The 20635-nt window shown below is 56.1% G+C and carries 29 protein-coding genes; 2 read left to right on the top strand and 27 right to left on the bottom strand.

Translation table 11 applies throughout. The features are described 5' to 3' along the window. Nucleotides 1–108: 108 nt before the first annotated feature. The gene (locus ABH912_RS23780) at nt 109–2313 is read left to right on the top strand and encodes an OsmC domain/YcaO domain-containing protein (RefSeq protein ID WP_033059460.1); all 2205 of its coding nucleotides are present in this window, start codon (nt 109–111) and stop codon (nt 2311–2313) included. Between the two features lie 65 nt (nt 2314–2378). Here ABH912_RS23780 and ABH912_RS23775 read toward each other — a convergent pair whose 3' ends face one another. After that, nucleotides 2379–2906 carry a single-stranded DNA-binding protein gene (locus ABH912_RS23775; protein WP_010467282.1) on the bottom strand — a complete coding sequence of 176 codons (528 nt, stop codon included), beginning with the start codon at nt 2904–2906 and terminating at the stop codon, nt 2379–2381. 9 nt (nt 2907–2915) lie between these two features. After that, on the bottom strand, nt 2916–4313 hold the full coding sequence (locus ABH912_RS23770; RefSeq protein WP_033059461.1) for an MFS transporter: 1398 nt from the start codon (nt 4311–4313) through the stop codon (nt 2916–2918). A 191-nt stretch (nt 4314–4504) separates the two neighbouring features. On the opposite strand from ABH912_RS23770, the gene uvrA reads away from it, so the two are divergent. Continuing rightward, on the top strand, nt 4505–7339 hold the full coding sequence (uvrA, locus tag ABH912_RS23765) for an excinuclease ABC subunit UvrA (RefSeq protein WP_033059462.1): 2835 nt from the start codon (nt 4505–4507) through the stop codon (nt 7337–7339). A gap of 65 nt (nt 7340–7404) precedes the next feature. Here uvrA and bfr read toward each other — a convergent pair whose 3' ends face one another. From bfr to rpsS, 25 genes are all read right to left on the bottom strand, one after another. Then, nucleotides 7405–7869: a bacterioferritin gene (bfr, locus tag ABH912_RS23760; RefSeq protein ID WP_429511781.1), complete on the bottom strand. Its 465-nt coding sequence runs from the start codon at nt 7867–7869 to the stop codon at nt 7405–7407. A gap of 149 nt (nt 7870–8018) precedes the next feature. Beyond that, nucleotides 8019–9473 (bottom strand): catalase, encoded by a 1455-nt coding sequence (locus ABH912_RS23755; RefSeq protein WP_429511780.1) that lies wholly within the window; start codon nt 9471–9473, stop codon nt 8019–8021. 241 nt (nt 9474–9714) lie between these two features. Continuing rightward, on the bottom strand, nt 9715–10101 hold the full coding sequence (rplQ, locus tag ABH912_RS23750) for a 50S ribosomal protein L17 (RefSeq protein WP_008145500.1): 387 nt from the start codon (nt 10099–10101) through the stop codon (nt 9715–9717). Between the two features lie 42 nt (nt 10102–10143). After that, nucleotides 10144–11145 carry a DNA-directed RNA polymerase subunit alpha gene (locus ABH912_RS23745; RefSeq protein WP_003186012.1) on the bottom strand — a complete coding sequence of 334 codons (1002 nt, stop codon included), beginning with the start codon at nt 11143–11145 and terminating at the stop codon, nt 10144–10146. Nucleotides 11146–11167: 22 nt separating this feature from the next. After that, a complete protein-coding gene (rpsD, locus tag ABH912_RS23740) occupies nt 11168–11788 on the bottom strand; it encodes a 30S ribosomal protein S4 (RefSeq protein ID WP_003210056.1) in 621 nt (206 codons plus the stop codon). A gap of 18 nt (nt 11789–11806) precedes the next feature. Beyond that, complete coding sequence (gene rpsK, locus ABH912_RS23735) at nt 11807–12196, bottom strand: 30S ribosomal protein S11 (RefSeq protein ID WP_002555466.1); 390 nt, start codon at nt 12194–12196, stop codon at nt 11807–11809. 30 nt (nt 12197–12226) lie between these two features. Beyond that, nucleotides 12227–12583, bottom strand: a complete 357-nt coding sequence (rpsM, locus tag ABH912_RS23730; RefSeq protein ID WP_003186020.1) for a 30S ribosomal protein S13 — start codon at nt 12581–12583, stop codon at nt 12227–12229. A 130-nt stretch (nt 12584–12713) separates the two neighbouring features. After that, nucleotides 12714–12830, bottom strand: a complete 117-nt coding sequence (rpmJ, locus tag ABH912_RS23725; RefSeq protein WP_002555468.1) for a 50S ribosomal protein L36 — start codon at nt 12828–12830, stop codon at nt 12714–12716. Between the two features lie 27 nt (nt 12831–12857). Next, entirely contained in the window at nt 12858–14186 is a 1329-nt protein-coding gene (gene secY, locus ABH912_RS23720) for a preprotein translocase subunit SecY (protein ID WP_003228718.1), read from the bottom strand. Beyond that, nucleotides 14187–14624 (bottom strand): 50S ribosomal protein L15, encoded by a 438-nt coding sequence (gene rplO / locus ABH912_RS23715; protein ID WP_007896782.1) that lies wholly within the window; start codon nt 14622–14624, stop codon nt 14187–14189. 3 nt (nt 14625–14627) lie between these two features. Next, a complete protein-coding gene (gene rpmD / locus ABH912_RS23710; RefSeq protein WP_003186033.1) occupies nt 14628–14804 on the bottom strand; it encodes a 50S ribosomal protein L30 in 177 nt (58 codons plus the stop codon). Between the two features lie 2 nt (nt 14805–14806). After that, nucleotides 14807–15307, bottom strand: coding sequence for a 30S ribosomal protein S5 (gene rpsE, locus ABH912_RS23705; protein ID WP_007943782.1), 501 nt, complete (start codon nt 15305–15307; stop codon nt 14807–14809). Between the two features lie 3 nt (nt 15308–15310). Then, nucleotides 15311–15661: a 50S ribosomal protein L18 gene (rplR, locus tag ABH912_RS23700; RefSeq protein WP_003186037.1), complete on the bottom strand. Its 351-nt coding sequence runs from the start codon at nt 15659–15661 to the stop codon at nt 15311–15313. 10 nt (nt 15662–15671) lie between these two features. Continuing rightward, nucleotides 15672–16205: a 50S ribosomal protein L6 gene (rplF, locus tag ABH912_RS23695; protein WP_007896774.1), complete on the bottom strand. Its 534-nt coding sequence runs from the start codon at nt 16203–16205 to the stop codon at nt 15672–15674. Nucleotides 16206–16217: 12 nt separating this feature from the next. Further along, nucleotides 16218–16610 carry a 30S ribosomal protein S8 gene (rpsH, locus tag ABH912_RS23690; protein ID WP_003186040.1) on the bottom strand — a complete coding sequence of 131 codons (393 nt, stop codon included), beginning with the start codon at nt 16608–16610 and terminating at the stop codon, nt 16218–16220. 209 nt (nt 16611–16819) lie between these two features. Further along, entirely contained in the window at nt 16820–17125 is a 306-nt protein-coding gene (gene rpsN, locus ABH912_RS23685; protein ID WP_003176414.1) for a 30S ribosomal protein S14, read from the bottom strand. Nucleotides 17126–17138: 13 nt separating this feature from the next. Continuing rightward, nucleotides 17139–17678 carry a 50S ribosomal protein L5 gene (gene rplE / locus ABH912_RS23680; protein ID WP_003176415.1) on the bottom strand — a complete coding sequence of 180 codons (540 nt, stop codon included), beginning with the start codon at nt 17676–17678 and terminating at the stop codon, nt 17139–17141. Between the two features lie 20 nt (nt 17679–17698). Continuing rightward, nucleotides 17699–18013 carry a 50S ribosomal protein L24 gene (gene rplX, locus ABH912_RS23675; protein WP_033059465.1) on the bottom strand — a complete coding sequence of 105 codons (315 nt, stop codon included), beginning with the start codon at nt 18011–18013 and terminating at the stop codon, nt 17699–17701. A gap of 11 nt (nt 18014–18024) precedes the next feature. After that, a complete protein-coding gene (gene rplN, locus ABH912_RS23670; protein ID WP_002555479.1) occupies nt 18025–18393 on the bottom strand; it encodes a 50S ribosomal protein L14 in 369 nt (122 codons plus the stop codon). Between the two features lie 23 nt (nt 18394–18416). Next, on the bottom strand, nt 18417–18683 hold the full coding sequence (gene rpsQ, locus ABH912_RS23665) for a 30S ribosomal protein S17 (RefSeq protein WP_003176419.1): 267 nt from the start codon (nt 18681–18683) through the stop codon (nt 18417–18419). A gap of 2 nt (nt 18684–18685) precedes the next feature. Beyond that, entirely contained in the window at nt 18686–18877 is a 192-nt protein-coding gene (gene rpmC, locus ABH912_RS23660) for a 50S ribosomal protein L29 (protein ID WP_008030901.1), read from the bottom strand. After that, nucleotides 18877–19290, bottom strand: a complete 414-nt coding sequence (gene rplP / locus ABH912_RS23655) for a 50S ribosomal protein L16 (protein WP_008145497.1) — start codon at nt 19288–19290, stop codon at nt 18877–18879. Before rplP ends, rpmC begins: the two co-directional genes overlap by 1 nt. A gap of 12 nt (nt 19291–19302) precedes the next feature. After that, nucleotides 19303–19989: a 30S ribosomal protein S3 gene (rpsC, locus tag ABH912_RS23650; protein WP_003176422.1), complete on the bottom strand. Its 687-nt coding sequence runs from the start codon at nt 19987–19989 to the stop codon at nt 19303–19305. A gap of 13 nt (nt 19990–20002) precedes the next feature. Further along, nucleotides 20003–20335: a 50S ribosomal protein L22 gene (gene rplV, locus ABH912_RS23645; RefSeq protein ID WP_003103908.1), complete on the bottom strand. Its 333-nt coding sequence runs from the start codon at nt 20333–20335 to the stop codon at nt 20003–20005. 13 nt (nt 20336–20348) lie between these two features. Next, the gene (gene rpsS / locus ABH912_RS23640; RefSeq protein ID WP_002555486.1) at nt 20349–20624 is read right to left on the bottom strand and encodes a 30S ribosomal protein S19; all 276 of its coding nucleotides are present in this window, start codon (nt 20622–20624) and stop codon (nt 20349–20351) included. Between the last annotated feature and the right edge of the window lie 11 nt (nt 20625–20635).

Below are 20635 nucleotides of genomic sequence, written 5' to 3'. Positions count from 1 at the left end.
AAGAAGGCCAGTCACGCGCGCACGTGACTGGCCTTTTTTCTGAGACTTACGGCCGAAAAGCCGGATAATGGCGGCCAAATCGTCTAGCCGTTATTCTGGTAATCCCCCATGGAAATCAAGGTCAACTTTCTCGACAACCTTCGACTTGAAGCCAAGTTCGACGACTTCACGGTGGTGGCCGATCAACCTATCCGCTACAAGGGCGATGGCTCGGCACCGGGTCCGTTCGACTACTTCCTGGCTTCGTCGGCGTTGTGTGCGGCGTATTTCGTGAAGCTCTACTGCGACACTCGCAGTATTCCCACCGAAAACATCCGCCTGTCGCAGAACAACATTGTTGATCCGGAAAACCGCTACAACCAGATTTTCAAGATCCAGGTCGAGTTGCCGGCGGATATTTCCGATAAGGACCGCCAGGGCATCCTGCGTTCCATCGACCGCTGTACCGTGAAAAAAGTGGTCCAGGCCGGGCCTGAGTTTGTGATCGAAGAGGTGGAAAACCTCGACGCCGATGCCCAAGCGTTGCTGATGCCTGCTTCTGCCTCAGAGGCGAGCACCTATATTGCGGGCAAGGATCTGCCGCTGGAGCAGACCATCGCCAATATGTCGGCCATTCTGGCGGACCTGGGCATGAAGATTGAAATCGCCTCGTGGCGCAATATCGTTCCCAACGTGTGGTCGCTGCATATCCGCGATGCGCATTCGCCAATGTGTTTTACCAACGGCAAGGGCGCAACCAAGGAAGGCGCGCTGGCGTCGGCGTTGGGCGAGTTTATCGAGCGACTCAACTGCAACTTCTTCTACAACGATCAGTTCTGGGGCGAAGAGATCGCCAACGCGCCGTTTGTGCATTACCCGGACGAACGCTGGTTCAAGCCTGGCCGTAAAGATGAACTGCCGACCGAAATCCTCGACGCGTACTGCCTGAAGATTTACAACCGCGACGGCGAGTTGCGTGGCTCCCACCTGATCGACACCAACTCGGGCAATGAAGAGCGCGGCATCTGCTCGCTGCCATACGTGCGCCAGTCGGACGGCGAAGTGGTGTATTTCCCGTCCAACCTGATTGAAAACCTGTTCCTGAGCAACGGCATGAGTGCCGGCAACACGCTGGCTGAAGCTCAGGTGCAATGCCTGTCGGAGATCTTCGAGCGTGCGGTAAAACGCGAAATCATCGAAGGTGAATTTGCACTGCCGGATGTGCCCGCCGATGTGCTGGCGAAGTACCCCGGGATACTGGCCGGTATTCAGGCGCTGGAAGAGCAAGGGTTCCCCGTATTGGTGAAGGATGCATCCCTGGGCGGTGAATTCCCGGTGATGTGCGTCACATTGATGAACCCGCGTACCGGCGGTGTGTTCGCCTCGTTCGGCGCGCACCCGAGCCTGGAAGTGGCGCTGGAGCGCAGCCTGACCGAACTGCTCCAGGGCCGCAGCTTCGAAGGCCTCAACGACTTGCCCCAGCCGACGTTTGAAGGCCATGCGGTGACCGAGCCGAATAATTTCGTCGAGCACTTCATCGATTCCAGCGGCGTGGTGTCGTGGCGCTTCTTCAGCTCCAAGTCCGATTACGAATTCGTGGAGTGGGACTTCTCCGGCCAAGGTGAAAACTCGAATACCGACGAAGCTGCGACCTTGTTCGGCATTCTCAAAGGCATGGGCAAAGAAGTGTACATGGCGGTCTACGAGCATATCGGCGCGACGGCCTGCCGCATCCTGGTGCCGGACTATTCGGAAATCTATCCGGTAGACGATCTGATCTGGGACAACACCAACAAAGCACTGTTCTTCCGCGACGACATCCTGAACCTGCATCGCCTGGACGACGACGAACTGCAAGCGCTGGTTGAGCGCCTGGTGGAAAGTGAGCTGGATGACTACACCGACATCACCTCCCTGATCGGCATCGAATTTGACGACAATACGGCCTGGGGTCAGCTGACGATCCTGGAGTTGAAGCTGCTGATTTATCTCGCCTTGCAGCAATTTGAAGAGGCGAAAGAGGCAGTGGAGATGTTCCTGCAGTACAACGACAACACGGTTGAGCGCGGCTTGTTCTACCAAGCCGTCAACGCGGTGCTGGAGATGAAGCTGGACGAAGACCTGGAACTGGAAGACTACGAGGCCAATTTCCGCCGGATGTTTGGCAACGAACGAATGGATGCAGTGATCGGCTCGGTTGAAGGCCGTGTGCGCTTCCATGGTTTGACGCCGACCAGCATCAAACTGGAAGGGCTCGACAGGCACTTGCGCTTGATCGAGAGCTACAAAAAACTGCATACCGCGCGGACCAACGTGACGACGCTATCCAGTTAACGGCGCCCACAAAAAAAGCGAAGCCTGATGGCTTCGCTTTTTTTTACTGACTGGATCGCTGCTTTTTAGAACGGGATATCGTCATCAAAGCTGTCGAAATCAGGAGCCGGCTGTGGAGCGGCTTGCTGTGGAGGCGGAGCCTGACGCGACTGTTGCGGAGCCGACTGCTGCGGACGCGGAGCCTGCTGGCGTGGGGCTGGGGCGGACTGCTGGTAGTTATTGCCCCCGCCTTGTTGGTCGCCCTGCTGTGGACGGCCGCCCAGCAGCTGCATGGTGCCTTGCATGTCGACCACGATTTCAGTGGTGTAACGCTTGATACCGTCTTTTTCCCACTCGCGGGTCTGCAGCTTGCCTTCGATGTAGACCTGCGAACCTTTACGCAGGTACTCGCCGGCGATCTCGGCAACTTTGCCGAACATCGACACACGGTGCCATTCGGTCTTCTCGACTTTCTGACCGGTTTGCTTGTCGGTCCACTGTTCGCTGGTCGCCAGACTCAGGTTGGTCACGGCGTTACCGTTAGGCAAGTAGCGAACTTCGGGATCCTGGCCGCAAGTGCCGACCAATATGACTTTGTTAACCCCACGGGCCATAACGTTCTCCTAGGCTACGCACGCTGCCTCGGCCGGGTTGTTCACCAGGCGCTCAAGGGTCGTGCGATCCAATAGTTCTGTGTCCAATTTGATGTAAATCGCCGCTTCATCAGCAACGATCACCGCATCTGTTACCCCTACGACGGCCTTCAGGCGCTCAACCAGACCCGCTTCGCGGATCGCCTCGGGCGACAACGGCAAGCGCAGGCTCGTGACATAAGGTGGTTCGCGCATGGTAACAGCAAAGGCCAGCCAGAGGGCAGCCAGGCCGGCGCATCCAAGGAATACAACCGACAGACCGCCATGCTGGAACAACCAGCCGCCGAGGATCCCGCCCAGTGCCGAACCGAGGAACTGACTGGTGGAATAAACCCCCATCGCCGTGCCTTTGCCGCCTGCTGGTGAAACCTTGCTGATCAGCGATGGCAACGAAGCTTCCAGCAGATTGAACGCAGTGAAGAACACCACCGTCCCGATCACCAGAGCCCGCAAGCTATCGCCGAACTGCCAGAAGAATAGCTCAGTGAGCATCAGCGTCGCGACGGCGCCGAGTAAAACTCGTTTCATTTTGCGTTTCTTCTCGCCGTAGATGATGAACGGGATCATGGCGAAGAAGGAAATCAGCAGCGCAGTGAGGTAGACCCACCAGTGCTGCTCTTTGGGCAACCCGGCTTTTTCGACCAGCGCCAAAGGCAATGCAACGAAGCTCGACATCAACATCGCGTGCAACACAAAAATGCCCAGGTCCAGACGCAGCAGGTCTGGATGCTTGAGCGTCGGTATCAGCGCCTGGCGCGCAACGCCGGACTCGCGGTGCTGCAACGGCCCGGTTGAGCGCGGCACCATGAACATCACGATCACGATGCCGAACAGCGCCATGCCGCCCGTGGCGAGGAACAACCCGGACAGGCCAAAGGCGCGGGTCAGCAACGGTCCTACAACCATCGCGACAGCGAACGACAGACCGATCGTCATACCGATCATGGCCATGGCCTTGGTCCGATGCTGTTCGCGGGTCAGGTCTGACAGCAACGCCATCACTGCCGCGGAAATCGCCCCGGCGCCTTGCAGGATTCGTCCGGCGATCACGCCCCAGATCGAGTCGGCATTGGCCGCCAGCACGCTACCGAGGGCGAAGACGATCAGCCCCAGGTAAATCACCGGGCGACGACCGATGCGGTCGGAAATAAAGCCGAAGGGAATTTGAAAGATCGCCTGGGTCAGGCCGTAAGCGCCAATCGCCAGCCCGATAAGGGCCGGGGTCGCTCCTGCCAGATCCATCCCATAGGTCGCCAGTACCGGCAACACCATGAACATGCCAAGCATACGGAAGGCGAACACCAGGGCCAGACCGCTTGCTGCGCGGGTCTCGCTGCCACTCATGCGTTCGCTGTGGGGATCGTGCATGGAAAAACCTCATGTGAACCGGCGGCGATTCTACCAGTCCCATCGATTGACGGGGTATATCGCGACGCTTTGACGCGCTCTGCTGACAGACTCTTCATGTAAGCCTGTAACCCGCTCATTCGATAGTGTGCATCCATCCAGTATTTGGCCGTATACTCCTACGTTTTCGACGCCCGCCGAGCGAGGCCACTTTGGACAAGATCCTGATTCGTGGGGCCCGAACCCACAACCTGAAGAACATCGACCTGACCCTGCCCAGGGACAAACTGATCGTCATCACCGGCCTGTCCGGCTCCGGAAAATCATCCCTGGCATTCGACACGCTGTACGCCGAAGGCCAGCGCCGCTACGTCGAATCGCTGTCGGCCTACGCGCGGCAATTTTTGTCGATGATGGAAAAGCCTGACGTCGACACCATCGAAGGTTTGTCGCCAGCCATTTCCATCGAGCAGAAATCGACCTCGCACAACCCGCGCTCGACGGTCGGCACCATCACCGAAATCTACGATTACCTGCGCCTGCTTTACGCTCGCGTGGGTATTCCGCGTTGCCCGGATCACGACATTCCGCTGGAAGCCCAGACCGTCAGCCAGATGGTCGACCTGGTCCTCGCCCAGCCGGAGGGCAGCAAGCTGATGCTGCTGGCCCCGGTTATCCGCGAGCGTAAAGGCGAACACCTTTCGGTCTTCGAAGAACTGCGCGCCCAAGGCTTTGTGCGGGCCCGGGTCAACGGACGGCTCTGCGAGCTGGACGAATTGCCGAAGCTGGACAAGCAGAAGAAGCACTCGATCGATGTGGTGGTCGACCGCTTCAAGGTACGCGCCGACCTGCAACAGCGTTTGGCCGAGTCGTTCGAGACTGCGCTGAAGCTGGCAGACGGCATCGCCCTGGTCGCGCCGATGGACGACGAGCCCGGCGAGGAAATCATCTTCTCCGCACGCTTCGCCTGCCCGATCTGCGGGCATGCCATCAGCGAACTGGAACCCAAGCTGTTCTCCTTCAACAACCCGGCCGGCGCTTGCCCGACGTGTGATGGCCTGGGTGTTAAGCAGTTCTTCGACATCAAGCGATTGGTCAATGGCGAACTGACGCTCGCGGAAGGCGCGATTCGTGGCTGGGACCGGCGCAACGTCTATTACTTCCAGATGCTCGGCTCGTTGGCTTCACACTACAAGTTCAGCCTGGAAGTGCCGTTCAACGAACTGACGGCCGATCAGCAGAAGTTCATCCTGCACGGCAGCGGTTCGCAGAACGTCGACTTCAAATACCTGAACGACCGCGGCGACATCGTCAAACGCTCGCACCCGTTCGAAGGCATCGTGCCGAATCTGGACCGTCGCTACCGCGAAACCGAGTCCGCCTCGGTGCGTGAAGAGCTGGCCAAGTTCCTCAGCACCCAGCCTTGCCCGGATTGCCGTGGTACTCGCCTGCGTCGTGAGGCGCGGCATGTGTGGGTTGGCGAGAAGACGCTGCCGGCGGTGACCAATCTGCCGATTGGCGATGCCTGTGAATATTTCGGCGTGCTGAAACTCACCGGCCGCCGTGGCGAAATTGCTGACAAGATTCTCAAGGAAATTCGCGAGCGACTGCAGTTCCTGGTCAACGTTGGCCTGGACTATTTGTCGCTGGATCGCAGTGCGGACACGCTGTCCGGTGGTGAAGCGCAGCGTATCCGTCTGGCCAGCCAGATCGGTGCAGGCCTGGTGGGCGTTCTGTACATCCTCGACGAACCGTCGATTGGTTTGCACCAACGGGACAACGATCGGTTGCTCGGTACGCTCAAGCACCTGCGGGACATCGGCAACACGGTGATCGTGGTCGAGCACGACGAAGATGCGATTCGCCTGGCTGACTACGTGGTGGATATCGGTCCGGGCGCAGGTGTACACGGCGGACACATTGTCGCCGAAGGCACGCCAGCCGAAGTCATGGCTCATCCTGATTCGTTGACCGGAAAGTACTTGTCGGGCCGGGTTAAAATTGCAGTCCCGGCCAAACGCACGCCGCGTAACAAGAAGTTGTCGCTGTCCCTCAAGGGCGCCCGTGGCAACAACTTGCGCGATGTCGATCTGGACATCCCGATCGGCCTGCTGACCTGCGTAACCGGCGTATCTGGCTCGGGCAAGTCGACGCTGATCAACAACACCCTGTTCCCGCTTAGCGCTACGGCACTGAACGGTGCAACAACGCTCGAAGCGGCCGCTCACGACAGCATCAAAGGTCTGGAGCATCTGGATAAGGTTGTCGACATTGACCAGAGCCCGATCGGTCGAACGCCACGTTCCAACCCGGCGACCTACACCGGGTTGTTCACACCGATTCGCGAACTGTTCGCTGGTGTGCCGGAGTCCCGCTCCCGCGGTTATGGTCCTGGACGCTTCTCCTTCAACGTGAAGGGCGGGCGTTGCGAGGCCTGTCAGGGCGATGGCCTGATCAAGGTGGAAATGCACTTCCTGCCGGACATCTATGTCCCGTGCGACGTCTGCAAGAGCAAACGCTACAACCGCGAAACCCTCGAGATCAAGTACAAGGGCAAGAGCATCCACGAAACCCTCGAGATGACGATCGAGGAAGCGCGGGTGTTCTTCGACGCGGTTCCGGCCCTGGCGCGCAAGCTCCAGACGCTGATGGATGTCGGCCTGTCGTACATCAAGCTCGGGCAGTCAGCGACCACGCTGTCGGGTGGTGAAGCCCAACGGGTGAAGCTGTCCCGCGAATTGTCCAAGCGCGACACCGGCAAGACGCTGTATATCCTCGATGAGCCGACAACTGGCCTGCACTTCGCGGATATTCAGCAGCTGCTCGACGTATTGCATCGATTGCGCGACCACGGCAACACCGTGGTGGTGATCGAGCACAATCTGGATGTGATCAAGACGGCCGACTGGTTGGTGGACCTGGGGCCGGAAGGCGGTTCCAAGGGCGGCCAGATCATTGCCGTCGGTACGCCGGAAGAAGTGTCCGAGATGAAGCAGTCTCACACGGGCTTCTACCTCAAGCCGCTGCTGGCTCGCGACAAAGCCTGAATCAGGCCCATGAAAAAGCCCCTGTCACCTCATCGGTGACAGGGGCTTTTTTGTACCCGGTGCAATCAGGCGTGCGATTGCAGGTAATTTTCCAGACCGATCAGCTTGATCAGACCCAACTGCTTTTCGAGCCAGTAGGTGTGGTCTTCTTCGGTGTCATGCAACTGAACCCGCAACATCTCGCGGCTGACATAGTCCTTGTGCTGCTCGCAGAGCTTGATGCCTTTGCAGAGCGCGGCGCGGACCTTGTATTCCAGCCGCAGGTCAGCGGCGAGCATGTCCGGCACAGAAGTGCCGACATCAAGGTCGTCCGGACGCATGCGTGGCGTACCTTCGAGCATCAGAATTCGGCGCATCAGGGCATCAGCGTGCCCGGCCTCTTCTTCCATCTCGTGGTTGATACGTTCGTAGAGCTTAGTGAAACCCCAGTCCTCATACATCCGCGAATGGACGAAATATTGATCACGCGCCGCCAGTTCGCCGGTCAGCAACGTGTTGAGGTAATCGATTACGTCTGGGTGGCCTTGCATCGCCCTACATCTCCCTGCTTGAAAGTCTGTAGTTTGAACCAAGCAGACTGTTTGGTCACTCTACTCGCGCTATAAAAGCGAAGATATTCTGAGAAAAGTGGTTTAAATAACGCAAAAACCGCCCTAATGAGGGCGGTTCTGCTTCTCGTTTAGACTTCGTTAAGCTGTACGCCCAACGCCGTTGCGATTGCTTCTCCGTACGCCGGGTCGGCCCTGAAGAAATGCTGCAATTGACGATCAATCACGTCGCTGGAAACCCCGGCCATGGCACCGGCGATGTTGTTAACCAGCAGGGCTTTCTGCTCATCACTCATCAGACGGAACAGCGCACCCGCATGGCTGTAGTAGTCAGTATCTTCGCGATGATCGTAGCGATCAGCTGCACCACTCAGCGCAAGCGCTGGCTCTGCGTAGCGAGGTGCTTGTTTCGGTGATTCGACGTAGCTGTTCGGCTCGTAGTTAGGTGTCGCACCGCCATTGCTGCCAAATGCCATCGAACCGTCGCGCTGATAGCTGTTCACCGGACTGCGAGGCGCGTTCACCGGCAATTGCTGGTGGTTGGTGCCAATACGGTAGCGGTGGGCATCGGCGTAAGCGAACACTCGCCCTTGCAGCATGCGGTCAGGCGACAAACCGACACCCGGAACCATGTTGCTCGGACCGAACGCCGCTTGCTCGACTTCAGCAAAATAGTTCTGCGGGTTGCGGTTAAGCTCCAGCTCGCCCACTTCGATCAGCGGAAACTCTTTCTGCGACCAGGTCTTGGTCACGTCGAACGGGTTCTCGTAGTGCGCTGCGGCCTGAGCCTCAGTCATGATCTGGATGCATACGCGCCATTTCGGAAAATCACCGCGCTCGATCGCGCCGAACAGATCACGCTGTGCGTAATCCGGATCGGTACCGGCCAGGCGTGCCGCTTCTGCTGGCGCCAGGTTTTTAATCCCTTGCTTGGTCTTGTAGTGCCACTTCACCCAGTGACGCTCGCCATTGGCGCTGATCAGGCTGTAGGTGTGGCTGCCGAAGCCGTGCATGTGACGGTAGCCATCGGGGATGCCGCGGTCCGAGAACAGAATGGTGACCTGGTGCAACGCCTCAGGTGAGTGCGACCAGAAGTCCCACATCATTTGCGCACTTTTCAGGTTGCTTTGTGGAAGACGTTTTTGAGTGTGAATAAAGTCCGGGAACTTCAAAGGATCACGGATGAAGAACACGGGCGTGTTGTTGCCGACGATGTCCCAGTTGCCTTCTTCGGTGTAGAACTTCAGGGCGAAACCACGTGGATCGCGCTCGGTATCAGCAGAACCGCGCTCGCCGCCCACGGTGGAAAACCGCAGGAAGGTTGGGGTTTGCTTGCCGACAGACTCAAACAGTTTGGCGCTGGTGTACTCGGTGATGTCCCGAGTTACGGTGAACGTACCGTAAGCACCGGAACCTTTGGCATGTACACGGCGCTCAGGGATGTTTTCACGGTTGAAGTGGGCAAGCTTCTCGATCAGGTGAAAGTCGTCGAGCAGCAGCGGGCCACGAGGGCCGGCGGAACGGGAATTCTGGTTATCAGCGACAGGAGCGCCACTGGCAGTGGTAAGTGTTTTATTTTGGCTCATGCGATCTCTTCCTTTGTCAGTATTTTGAACTGCCGGCTAATCGGCTTGGGACGGAGTATTGACCATTGATCAGGAAGGCTACAAATTCATTAATTTGCAGAGATCAATAGAAAAATACTACCAACGAATCCCGTTCGCAGCATGACGGCATGGATCGCAGGAAAGCTTGTATAAACAGCGCGTTTCTTACAGACACAAAAAACCGGGCACTAGGCCCGGTTCTTCGTTTCAGACTGACGTCTTACTCAGCGGATACAGCTTCACCACCGGCAGGACGATCAACCAACTCGACGTACGCCATAGGCGCGTTGTCGCCAGTGCGGAAACCGCACTTGAGGATGCGCAGGTAGCCACCCTCACGGGTAGCGTAACGCTTGCCCAGGTCGTTGAAGAGCTTACCAACGATAGCTTTCGAACGAGTACGGTCGAAAGCCAGACGGCGGTTAGCCAGGCTGTCTGTCTTGGCCAAAGTGATCAGCGGCTCAGCAACGCGACGCAGTTCTTTAGCTTTCGGCAGTGTAGTTTTGATCAGCTCGTGCTCGAACAGCGACACTGCCATGTTTTGAAACATGGCCTTGCGGTGCGAGCTAGTGCGGCTCAGGTGACGACCACTTTTACGATGACGCATGGTTCATTCCTTACCAAACACAACGTTCGGTGATTACGACGATCAGGCAGTCGCCTTGTCGTCCTTCTTAAGACTTGCAGGCGGCCAGTTGTCGAGGCGCATGCCGAGGGACAGACCGCGGGAGGCCAGAACGTCCTTGATTTCAGTCAAGGATTTCTTGCCAAGGTTCGGAGTCTTCAACAGCTCTACTTCGGTACGCTGAATCAGGTCACCGATGTAGTAGATGTTTTCCGCCTTAAGGCAGTTAGCCGAACGTACAGTCAGTTCCAGATCGTCAACCGGGCGAAGCAGGATCGGATCGATCTCGTCTTCCTGCTCGACAACCACTGGCTCACTGTCACCTTTGAGGTCGACGAACGCAGCCAACTGCTGTTGCAGAATGGTTGCAGCGCGGCGAATTGCCTCTTCAGGATCCAGAGTACCGTTGGTTTCCAGATCAATAACCAGCTTGTCCAGGTTAGTACGCTGTTCGACACGGGCGTTTTCCACCACGTATGCGATACGGCGAACCGGGCTGAACGAAGAGTCAAGCTGCAAGCGACCGATGCTGCGGCTTTCGTCTTCATCGCTCTGACGCGAGTCTGCCGGTTCATAACCACGACCACGAGCTACGGTGAGCTTCATGTTCAGGGCGCCGTTAGACGCCAGGTTAGCGATTACGTGATCGGGGTTAACGATCTCGACATCATGATCCAGCTGAATATCGGCAGCGGTAACCACCCCCGAACCCTTCTTCGACAAGGTCAGCGTAACTTCGTCACGGCCGTGCAGCTTGATAGCCAGACCTTTAAGGTTCAACAGGATTTCAATTACGTCTTCCTGTACACCTTCGATGGCGCTGTACTCATGGAGCACACCGTCAATCTCGGCCTCGACTACTGCGCAGCCGGGCATTGAGGACAACAGGATGCGGCGCAGCGCGTTGCCCAGGGTGTGGCCGAAACCACGCTCGAGAGGCTCGAGAGTGATCTTGGCGCGGGTTGGACTGACAACCTGCACATCAATATGGCGGGGTGTCAGGAACTCATTTACCGAAATCTGCATGGATGCACCTATTTTCTAGCCCTTACTTGGAGTAGAGCTCGACAATCAGGCTTTCGTTGATGTCGGCGGACAGATCACTGCGAGCAGGAACGTTCTTGAAAACGCCCGACTTCTTCTCAGTGTCTACTTCTACCCATTCTACGCGGCCACGTTGGGCACACAGATCGAGAGCTTGGACAATGCGAAGTTGGTTCTTTGCTTTCTCGCGAATCGCGACCACGTCACCAGCACGAACCTGGTACGACGGCACGTTTACGGTCTGACCGTTAACGCTTACGGATTTGTGCGATACCAGCTGACGGGATTCGGCACGAGTAGAGCCAAAACCCATACGGTATACAACGTTGTCCAGACGGCATTCGAGCAGTTGCAACAGGTTTTCGCCAGTTGCGCCTTTCTTGCCAGCAGCTTCTTTGTAGTAGCCGCTGAATTGACGCTCGAGAACGCCGTAGATACGACGGACCTTCTGCTTTTCACGCAGTTGGGTGCCGTAATCGGACTGGCGACCGCGGCGTTGGCCGTGGATACCAGGTGCTGCTTCAATGTTGCACTTCGATTCGATCGCGCGCACGCCGCTCTTCAAGAAGAGATCGGTGCCTTCGCGACGAGCGAGTTTGCATTTTGGACCAATGTAACGAGCCATTCTTTACAATCTCCTGGATTACACGCGGCGCTTCTTCGGCGGACGGCACCCGTTGTGCGGGATTGGCGTCACGTCGGTGATGCTGGCGATCTTGTAGCCACAGCCGTTCAAAGCGCGGACTGCAGATTCACGACCTGGGCCTGGACCTTTGACGTTAACGTCGAGGTTTTTCAGACCGTATTCCAGCGCAGCTTGACCAGCACGTTCAGCAGCTACTTGAGCAGCAAACGGGGTGGACTTGCGGGAACCGCGGAAACCCGAACCACCGGAGGTAGCCCAGGAAAGAGCGTTGCCTTGACGGTCGGTGATGGTCACGATTGTGTTGTTAAAAGATGCATGGATGTGGGCGATGCCATCAACCACTGTCTTTTTAACTTTTTTACGAGGACGAGCAGCAGGTTTAGCCATGATTAATTTCCTGTCGATTCGCTGGGGCGATTACTTGCGGATCGGCTTACGCGGACCTTTACGGGTACGCGCGTTAGTCTTGGTACGCTGACCGCGCACTGGAAGACCACGACGATGACGCAGACCGCGATAGCAACCGAGGTCCATCAAACGCTTGATTTTCATGTTGATTTCGCGACGCAGGTCACCTTCAGTGGTGAACTTCGCCACTTCGCCACGCAGCTGTTCAATCTGCTCGTCGCTCAGATCTTTGATCTTTGCGGCTGGGTTTACCCCAGTCACTGCACAGATCTTCTGTGCAGTAGTGCGACCAACACCATAGATGTAGGTCAGCGAGATAACAGTATGCTTGTTATCTGGAATGTTAACGCCTGCAATACGGGCCATTCAGTGGGACTCCAATTGACAGCTACCTACGCCCCGGAAGCCAAGAAATAGGGCGCGAGATAATATCGCTGTAATAACAAATAATCAACCCGGCAGCGCACTAGCTGCCGGGCTTGAAGCACAATCACACTCAGCCTTGGCGCTGTTTGTGACGCGGTTCCGCGCTGCAAATTACTCGAACAACACCTTCGCGGCGAATAATCTTGCAGTTACGGCACAGCTTTTTCACCGATGCACGAACTTTCATCACCAACTCCTCGAACCTTATGGGTACTCAGCGCAACATGCCGCTGCCGTAACCCTTCAGGTTGGCTTTCTTCATCAGGGATTCGTACTGGTGCGAAACGAGGTGCGATTGTACTTGGGACATGAAGTCCATCACAACCACGACGACGATCAGCAACGAGGTCCCGCCAAGGTAGAACGGTACGTTTGCTGCAACCACCAGGAACTGGGGCAACAGGCACACGGCCGTCATGTAAAGAGCACCGAACATGGTCAAGCGAGTCAGAACGCCATCAATGTAGCGCGCAGACTGCTCACCTGGACGGATGCCCGGAATAAAGGCACCGGACTTCTTCAGGTTTTCCGCTACGTCTTTCGGATTGAACATCAACGCCGTATAGAAGAAGCAGAAGAAAATAATCCCTGCACTAAACAGCAGAATATTCAACGGCTGACCAGGAGCGATCGACTGCGAGATGTCCTGCAACCAGCCCATACCTTCAGACTGGCCGAACCAGGCACCCAACGAAGCCGGGAACAGCAAAATGCTGCTCGCGAAAATGGCCGGAATAACGCCGGCCATGTTCACCTTCAGCGGCAAGTGGCTAGTCTGCGCAGCGAAGACCTTGCGGCCCTGCTGACGCTTGGCGTAGTGAACAGCAATACGACGCTGACCACGCTCAATGAACACCACGAAACCGATAATCGCTACTGCCAGCAAACCGATGGCAACCAGGGCGAAGATGTTGATATCACCCTGACGCGCAGACTCGAAAGACTGCCCGATCGCTCTCGGAAGACCGGCGACGATACCCGAAAAAATCAACATCGAGATACCGTTGCCAACACCACGCTCAGTAATCTGCTCACCCAGCCACATCATGAACATCGCACCAGCCACAAAAGTGGATACCGCGACGAAATGGAAGCCAAAGTCACCAGTGAACGCAACGCCCTGCCCTGCCAGACCAATGGACATGCCAATTGCCTGGACAAGAGCGAGGACGACAGTGCCGTAGCGGGTGTACTGGCTGATCTTGCGACGGCCAGCTTCACCTTCCTTCTTCAACTGTTCCAGCTGCGGGCTGACGGCGGTCATCAGTTGCATGATGATCGATGCCGAAATGTACGGCATGATCCCCAGTGCAAAGATGCTCATCCGTTCCAGCGCGCCGCCGGAAAACATGTTGAACAAGCTAAGAATGGTCCCCTCATTCTGTCGAAACAGGTCCGCGAGTCGGTCCGGGTTGATACCTGGAACCGGGATGTGTGCGCCTATTCGGTAGACGATAATCGCCAGGAACAGAAAACGCAGACGAGCCCAGAGTTCAGACATACCGCCTTTGCCGAGCGCAGAGAGAGCACCTTGCTTAGCCATTTATTCCTCGAACTTGCCGCCAGCTGCTTCGATAGCCGCACGCGCACCTTTGGTGGCGCCGATTCCCTTTCCGATGGTGACAGCGCGAGTAACTTCGCCGGACAGCATGATTTTCACACGCTGTACGTTGACGTTGATCACGTTGGCATCTTTCAGGGACTGCACGGTGACGATGTCGCCTTCCACTTTAGCCAGCTCGGACAAACGCACTTCTGCGCGATCCATTGCTTTCAGGGAAACGAAACCGAACTTCGGCAGGCGACGATGCAGCGGCTGTTGACCGCCTTCAAAGCCTGGAGCAATGGTGCCACCGGAGCGGGAGGACTGACCTTTGTGGCCACGGCCACCGGTTTTGCCCAAACCACTACCGATACCACGGCCCGGACGATGCTTTTCGCGACGGGAACCCGGCGCTGGACTCAGATCATTGAGTTTCATCGATTAACCCTCGACACGCAGCATGTAGTAAGCCTTGTTGATCATCCCGCGATTCTCGGGAGTATCAAGTACTTCTACAGTGTGACCGATGCGACGCAGACCCAGACCCTTAACGCACAGTTTGTGGTTAGGGATGCGGCCGGTCATGCTTTTGATCAGCGTAACTTTAACGGTAGCCATGATCAGAAGATCTCCTTGACGCTTTTGCCACGCTTGGCGGCAATGGATTCAGGAGACTGCATAGCTTTCAAACCTTTGAAAGTGGCGTGAACCACGTTTACCGGGTTAGTCGAGCCGTAGCACTTGGCCAGAACGTTCTGAACGCCAGCAACTTCGAGGACAGCACGCATAGCGCCGCCAGCGATGATACCGGTACCTTCAGAAGCAGGCTGCATGTACACCTTCGAAGCGCCGTGACCGGACTTCATTGCGTACTGCAGAGTGGTGCCGTTCAGATCAACTTGGATCATGTTGCGGCGAGCAGCTTCCATTGCCTTCTGGATCGCAGCAGGCACTTCACGCGACTTGCCACGGCCGAAGCCAACACGCCCTTTACCATCACCCACCACGGTCAACGCGGTGAAAGTGAAGATACGGCCGCCTTTAACGGTTTTGGCTACGCGGTTAACTTGAACCAGCTTCTCAATGTAGCCTTCGTCGCGCTTTTGGTCGTTATTTGACATAACTTAGAACTCCAGCCCAGCTTCACGAGCAGCATCAGCCAGCGCCTTGACGCGGCCATGGTACTTGAAGCCAGAGCGGTCGAAAGCCACCTGCGAGACGCCAGCGGCTTTAGCACGCGTAGCGACCAGCTGGCCAACCTTAGTGGCCGCGTCGATGTTGCCAGTGGCGCCATCACGCAGTTCTTTATCCAAAGTCGAGGCAGATGCCAGGACTTTGTTGCCGTCGGCCGAAATGACCTGGGCGTAGATGTGCTGCGACGAGCGGAACACGCAGAGACGCACGACTTCGAGTTCGTGCATTTTCAGGCGTGCTTTGCGAGCGCGACGCAGTCGAGTAACTTTTTTGTCGGTCATTTGCTATGCCCTACTTCTTCTTGGCTTCTTTACGACGGACGACTTCGTCCGCGTAGCGCACACCTTTGCCTTTGTACGGCTCTGGTGGACGGAAGTCGCGGATCTCGGCGGCCACTTGACCTACCAGCTGCTTATCGATACCCCGGATCAGGATGTCGGTTTGGCTAGGAGTCTCAGCGGTGATGCCTTCCGGCAGTTCATAATCCACTGGGTGCGAGAAGCCAAGAGCCAGGTTCAGCACTGTGCCTTTTGCTTGCGCTTTGTAACCAACACCGACCAGCTGGAGCTTGCGCTCGAAGCCTTGGCTTACGCCTTGGACCATGTTGTTTACCAACGCACGAGTGGTACCAGCCATTGCGCGAGTTTGTTGATCGCCATTGCGAGCAGCGAAACGCAGCTCACCAGCTTCTTCAACGATCTCAACGGACGAATGGATGTTCAGTTCGAGAGTGCCCTTGGCACCCTTCACCGAAAGCTGTTGGCCTGCGAATTTTACTTCGACACCGGCTGGCAGCTTAACGGGGTTCTTAGCGACGCGTGACATGCTTATCCCCCCTTAGAACACAGTGCAAAGAACTTCGCCGCCGACACCGGCAGCGCGCGCAGCACGATCCGTCATCACACCTTTGTTGGTGGAGACGATAGACACACCGAGACCGCCACGAACTTTTGGCAGATCATCGACGGACTTGTACTGACGCAGGCCTGGACGGCTAACGCGCTTCACTTCTTCGATAACCGGACGGCCTTCGAAGTACTTCAGCTCGATGGACAGCAGTGGTTTGATTTCGCTGCTGATCTGATAACCCGCAATGTAACCTTCGTCCTTCAGGACTTTGGCAACAGCTACCTTCAAAGTAGAAGATGGCATGCTTACGACGGACTTTTCAGCCATCTGGGCATTACGGATTCGAGTTAGCATGTCCGCTAACGGGTCCTGCATACTCATGGGCTAGACGCTCCTAATACAAAAAAATTAGCCTTGCGGCTACTACTTGTCGCCGAGCTCATCCATGCGAAAAAAGCACGGGCTCAGGCGAGCCGGGTATTCTAGACACACCCCACAAATGAATCAAGCCCCAATAGGGGCTTGATTCAAGTTCAAGGTCACCGGTGGTCAGGATCTTGCGATCCGGACCACCGAGACTTTGATAGTGCTTACCAGCTGGCTTTAACCAGACCAGGTACGTCACCACGCATTGCAGCTTCACGCAGTTTGTTACGGCCAAGGCCGAACTTGCGGTAAACGCCGTGTGGACGACCGGTCAGGCGGCAGCGGTTACGCATGCGCGAGGCGCTTGCGTCACGTGGCTGCTTCTGCAGAGCTACTGTAGCTTCCCAACGTGCTTCTGGACTTGCGTTCAGATCAACGATGATTGCTTTCAGTGCTGCACGCTTTTTGGCGTACTTGGCAACCGTGAGCTGACGCTTCAGCTCGCGGTTTTTCATGCTCATCTTGGCCATTTTCCTACTCCAATCAGTTGCGGAACGGGAATTTGAAAGCACGCAGCAGCGCGCGACCTTCATCATCGTTCTTGGCAGTGGTGGTCAGGGTAATGTCCAGACCGCGGAGAGCATCGATCTTGTCGTAGTCGATTTCCGGGAAGATGATCTGCTCTTTAACGCCCATGCTGTAGTTACCACGACCATCGAAGGACTTGGCATTCAGGCCGCGGAAGTCGCGGACCCGAGGCAGGGAGATCGACAGCAGACGATCCAGGAATTCGTACATACGCTCACGGCGCAGAGTCACTTTGACGCCGATCGGCCAACCTTCACGGACTTTAAAGCCAGCGATGGATTTCCGAGCGTAAGTCACAACGACTTTCTGACCGGTGATCTTTTCCAGATCGGCAACAGCGTGCTCGATGACTTTTTTGTCACCGACCGCTTCGCCCAGACCCATGTTCAGGGTGATTTTGGTAACGCGTGGAACTTCCATCACGTTCGAAAGCTTAAGTTCTTCCTTAAGCTTCGGTGCGATTTCCTTCCAGTAAATCTCTTTTAGTCGTGCCATGGTCTTCTACCTAGCAGTGTTCAAGCATCAACCGCTTTTTGGGTCGACTTGAAGACACGAATTTTCTTACCGTCTTCTACTTTGAAACCAACGCGATCAGCCTTGTTGGTTTCGCCGTTGAAAATGGCAACGTTGGAAGCGTGCAGTGGCGCTTCTTTCTCGACGATACCGCCTTGTACGCCCGACGCCGGGTTAGGCTTGGTATGACGCTTGACCAGGTTCAGACCACCAACGACCAGACGGTCGTCAGCGAGAACCTTAAGCACCTTACCGCGCTTACCTTTGTCTTTGCCGGCGATCACGATGATCTCGTCGTCACGACGAATCTTTTGCATGTCGGATCTCCTTACAGCACTTCTGGGGCGAGCGAGACGATCTTCATGAACTTCTCAGTACGAAGTTCACGGGTCACTGGCCCAAAGATACGGGTGCCGATCGGCTCTTGCTTGTTGTTCAGAAGAACAGCAGCGTTGCCATCAAAGCGGATAATGGAGCCATCAGCACGACGTACGCCGTGACGAGTGCGGACTACAACAGCAGTCATCACTTGGCCTTTTTTCACTTTACCGCGAGGAATTGCTTCCTTCACGGTAACTTTGATGATGTCACCGATACCAGCGTAACGACGATGGGAGCCACCCAGCACCTTGATGCACATAACACGGCGAGCGCCGCTGTTATCGGCCACATCGAGCATGGATTGAGTCTGAATCATATAATTTCTCCGACCCCTAGTCCTTAGACTTCCACAGCGCGTTCGAGAACATCAACCAGCGCCCAAGACTTAGTCTTGGCCAAAGGACGAGTTTCACGAATAGTGACTTTGTCGCCGATGTGGCACTGATTGGTTTCGTCGTGCGCGTGCAGCTTAGTCGAACGCTTAACGTATTTACCGTAGATCGGGTGCTTAACGCGACGCTCGATCAGAACGGTGATGGTCTTGTCCATTTTGTCGCTGACAACACGGCCAGTCAGCGTACGGACGGTTTTTTCGGCTTCAGCCATGATTACTTACCTGCCTGCTGTTTGAGCACAGTCTTCACGCGAGCGATGTCACGCTTAACTTGCCGGAGCAGGTGAGACTGCCCCAACTGGCCAGTTGCTTTCTGCATACGCAGATTGAACTGGTCGCGCAGCAGGCCGAGCAGTTGCTCGTTAAGCTGCGGCGCGTCTTTTTCACGAAGTTCGTTCGCTTTCATCACATCACCGTCCGTTTAACGAAGGCAGTGGCGAGCGGCAGCTTTGCAGCAGCCAAGGCAAAAGCCTCACGCGCCAGCTCTTCAGTAACACCCTCGATTTCATACAGGACTTTGCCTGGCTGAATCTGGGCAACCCAGTACTCCACACTACCCTTACCTTTACCCATCCGAACTTCGAGTGGCTTTTTGGAAATAGGCTTGTCCGGGAATACACGGATCCAGATCTTGCCGCCACGTTTAACGTGACGGGTCAGAGCACGACGCGCTGACTCGATCTGACGAGCGGTGAGACGACCACGAGCTACAGACTTCAGCGCGAACTCGCCGAAGCTGACTTTGCTACCGCGCTGTGCCAGACCACGGTTGTGGCCTGTCATCTGCTTGCGGAACTTCGTACGCTTTGGTTGCAACATTTGGCGTACCCCTTACTTAGCAGCTTTTTTACGAGGCGCTGGTGCTTGTGGTTTCAGTTCTTCTTGGCGACCACCAATTACTTCGCCTTTGAAGATCCAAACCTTTACACCGATCACACCGTAAGTGGTGTGAGCTTCGTAGTTGGCATAGTCGATGTCGGCACGCAGGGTGTGCAGTGGCACACGACCTTCGCGATACCATTCAGTACGTGCAATTTCAGCACCGCCGAGACGACCGCTCACTTGGATTTTGATGCCTTTGGCACCAATGCGCATGGCGTTCTGAACAGCGCGCTTCATAGCGCGACGGAACATTACGCGACGCTCCAGCTGCTGAGCTACGCTCTGCGCAACCAGCATACCGTCGAGCTCCGGCTTGCGGATCTCTTCGATATTGATGTGCACAGGCACACCCATTTGCTTGGTCAGGTCCTGACGCAGTTTCTCAACATCTTCACCTTTCTTCCCGATAACGATACCTGGACGAGCGGTGTGGATGGTGATACGTGCAGTCTGAGCCGGACGATGGATATCGATACGGCTTACGGACGCGCTTTTTAGTTTGTCTTGGAGATACTCGCGCACCTTCAGATCAGCGAACAAATAGTCCGCATAAGTCCGACCGTCTGCGTACCAGACGGAGGTGTGCTCCTTGACGATTCCCAGGCGAATGCCAATGGGATGTACTTTCTGACCCATCTCTTCGACTCCGTTACTTGTCAGCAACCTTGACAGTGATATGGCAAGACCGCTTGACGATGCGATCAGCACGGCCTTTGGCACGTGGCATGATTCGCTTCAGCGAACGCCCTTCGTTGACGAAAACGGTGCTGACTTTAAGGTCATCAACGTCTGCGCCTTCGTTATGCTCGGCGTTGGCTACGGCCGACTCCAGCACTTTCTTCATGATCTCGGCGGCTTTCTTACTGCTGAAAGCCAACAGGTTGAGCGCTTCGCCCACCTTCTTCCCGCGGATCTGGTCGGCGACCAAGCGGGCTTTCTGGGCGGAGATTCGAGCGCCCGACAACTTAGCGGCTACTTCCATCGTTCCTTACCCCTTAACGCTTGGCTTTCTTGTCTGCCACGTGCCCACGATATGTGCGGGTACCGGCAAACTCGCCCAGTTTGTGGCCGACCATGTCTTCGTTCACGAGAACTGGAACATGTTGACGACCGTTATGCACTGCAATGGTCAAACCGACCATTTGTGGCAGGATCATCGAACGACGCGACCAGGTTTTCACTGGTTTGCGATCGTTCTTTTCCGCCGCCACTTCGATCTTCTTCAGTAGGTGAAGATCAATAAAAGGACCTTTTTTCAGAGAACGTGGCACTGTCGTATCCC

It is taken from the genome of Pseudomonas sp. BT76 TE3572 (assembly GCF_050435365.1).
Classification (GTDB): domain Bacteria; phylum Pseudomonadota; class Gammaproteobacteria; order Pseudomonadales; family Pseudomonadaceae; genus Aquipseudomonas; species Aquipseudomonas fluorescens_W.
The sequence above is the reverse complement of the archived record's forward strand: the minus strand, read 5'-3'. Positions and strand labels throughout refer to the sequence as shown.

What these genes read in the sequence shown, in the direction of transcription:
- rplR (WP_003186037.1), bottom strand. Translation starts at nt 15,661, where the DNA reads ATGACCGACAAAAAAGTTACTCGACTGCGTCGCGCTCGCAAAGCACGC.
- secY (WP_003228718.1), bottom strand. Translation starts at nt 14,186, where the DNA reads ATGGCTAAGCAAGGTGCTCTCTCTGCGCTCGGCAAAGGCGGTATGTCT.
- ABH912_RS23755 (WP_429511780.1), bottom strand. Translation starts at nt 9,473, where the DNA reads ATGAGCCAAAATAAAACACTTACCACTGCCAGTGGCGCTCCTGTCGCT.
- rplV (WP_003103908.1), bottom strand. Translation starts at nt 20,335, where the DNA reads ATGGAAGTAGCCGCTAAGTTGTCGGGCGCTCGAATCTCCGCCCAGAAA.
- rplN (WP_002555479.1), bottom strand. Translation starts at nt 18,393, where the DNA reads ATGATTCAGACTCAATCCATGCTCGATGTGGCCGATAACAGCGGCGCT.
- rplQ (WP_008145500.1), bottom strand. Translation starts at nt 10,101, where the DNA reads ATGCGTCATCGTAAAAGTGGTCGTCACCTGAGCCGCACTAGCTCGCAC.
- rpmJ (WP_002555468.1), bottom strand. Translation starts at nt 12,830, where the DNA reads ATGAAAGTTCGTGCATCGGTGAAAAAGCTGTGCCGTAACTGCAAGATT.
- rpsQ (WP_003176419.1), bottom strand. Translation starts at nt 18,683, where the DNA reads ATGGCTGAAGCCGAAAAAACCGTCCGTACGCTGACTGGCCGTGTTGTC.
- rpsM (WP_003186020.1), bottom strand. Translation starts at nt 12,583, where the DNA reads ATGGCCCGTATTGCAGGCGTTAACATTCCAGATAACAAGCATACTGTT.
- rplP (WP_008145497.1), bottom strand. Translation starts at nt 19,290, where the DNA reads ATGTTGCAACCAAAGCGTACGAAGTTCCGCAAGCAGATGACAGGCCAC.
- rpmC (WP_008030901.1), bottom strand. Translation starts at nt 18,877, where the DNA reads ATGAAAGCGAACGAACTTCGTGAAAAAGACGCGCCGCAGCTTAACGAG.
- ABH912_RS23770 (WP_033059461.1), bottom strand. Translation starts at nt 4,313, where the DNA reads ATGCACGATCCCCACAGCGAACGCATGAGTGGCAGCGAGACCCGCGCA.
- rpsK (WP_002555466.1), bottom strand. Translation starts at nt 12,196, where the DNA reads ATGGCTAAACCTGCTGCTCGTCCTCGTAAAAAAGTTAAAAAGACAGTG.
- bfr (WP_429511781.1), bottom strand. Translation starts at nt 7,869, where the DNA reads ATGCAAGGCCACCCAGACGTAATCGATTACCTCAACACGTTGCTGACC.
- ABH912_RS23775 (WP_010467282.1), bottom strand. Translation starts at nt 2,906, where the DNA reads ATGGCCCGTGGGGTTAACAAAGTCATATTGGTCGGCACTTGCGGCCAG.
- rplE (WP_003176415.1), bottom strand. Translation starts at nt 17,678, where the DNA reads ATGGCACGACTAAAAGAGATTTACTGGAAGGAAATCGCACCGAAGCTT.
- rplX (WP_033059465.1), bottom strand. Translation starts at nt 18,013, where the DNA reads ATGCAAAAGATTCGTCGTGACGACGAGATCATCGTGATCGCCGGCAAA.
- ABH912_RS23780 (WP_033059460.1), top strand. Translation starts at nt 109, where the DNA reads ATGGAAATCAAGGTCAACTTTCTCGACAACCTTCGACTTGAAGCCAAG.
- rpsN (WP_003176414.1), bottom strand. Translation starts at nt 17,125, where the DNA reads ATGGCCAAGATGAGCATGAAAAACCGCGAGCTGAAGCGTCAGCTCACG.
- rpsH (WP_003186040.1), bottom strand. Translation starts at nt 16,610, where the DNA reads ATGAGTATGCAGGACCCGTTAGCGGACATGCTAACTCGAATCCGTAAT.
- rpmD (WP_003186033.1), bottom strand. Translation starts at nt 14,804, where the DNA reads ATGGCTACCGTTAAAGTTACGCTGATCAAAAGCATGACCGGCCGCATC.
- rpsD (WP_003210056.1), bottom strand. Translation starts at nt 11,788, where the DNA reads ATGGCTCGTTACATTGGTCCAAAATGCAAACTCGCTCGTCGCGAAGGC.
- rpsE (WP_007943782.1), bottom strand. Translation starts at nt 15,307, where the DNA reads ATGTCAAATAACGACCAAAAGCGCGACGAAGGCTACATTGAGAAGCTG.
- rpsC (WP_003176422.1), bottom strand. Translation starts at nt 19,989, where the DNA reads ATGGGTCAGAAAGTACATCCCATTGGCATTCGCCTGGGAATCGTCAAG.
- rplF (WP_007896774.1), bottom strand. Translation starts at nt 16,205, where the DNA reads ATGTCACGCGTCGCTAAGAACCCCGTTAAGCTGCCAGCCGGTGTCGAA.
- ABH912_RS23745 (WP_003186012.1), bottom strand. Translation starts at nt 11,145, where the DNA reads ATGCAGATTTCGGTAAATGAGTTCCTGACACCCCGCCATATTGATGTG.
- rplO (WP_007896782.1), bottom strand. Translation starts at nt 14,624, where the DNA reads ATGAAACTCAATGATCTGAGTCCAGCGCCGGGTTCCCGTCGCGAAAAG.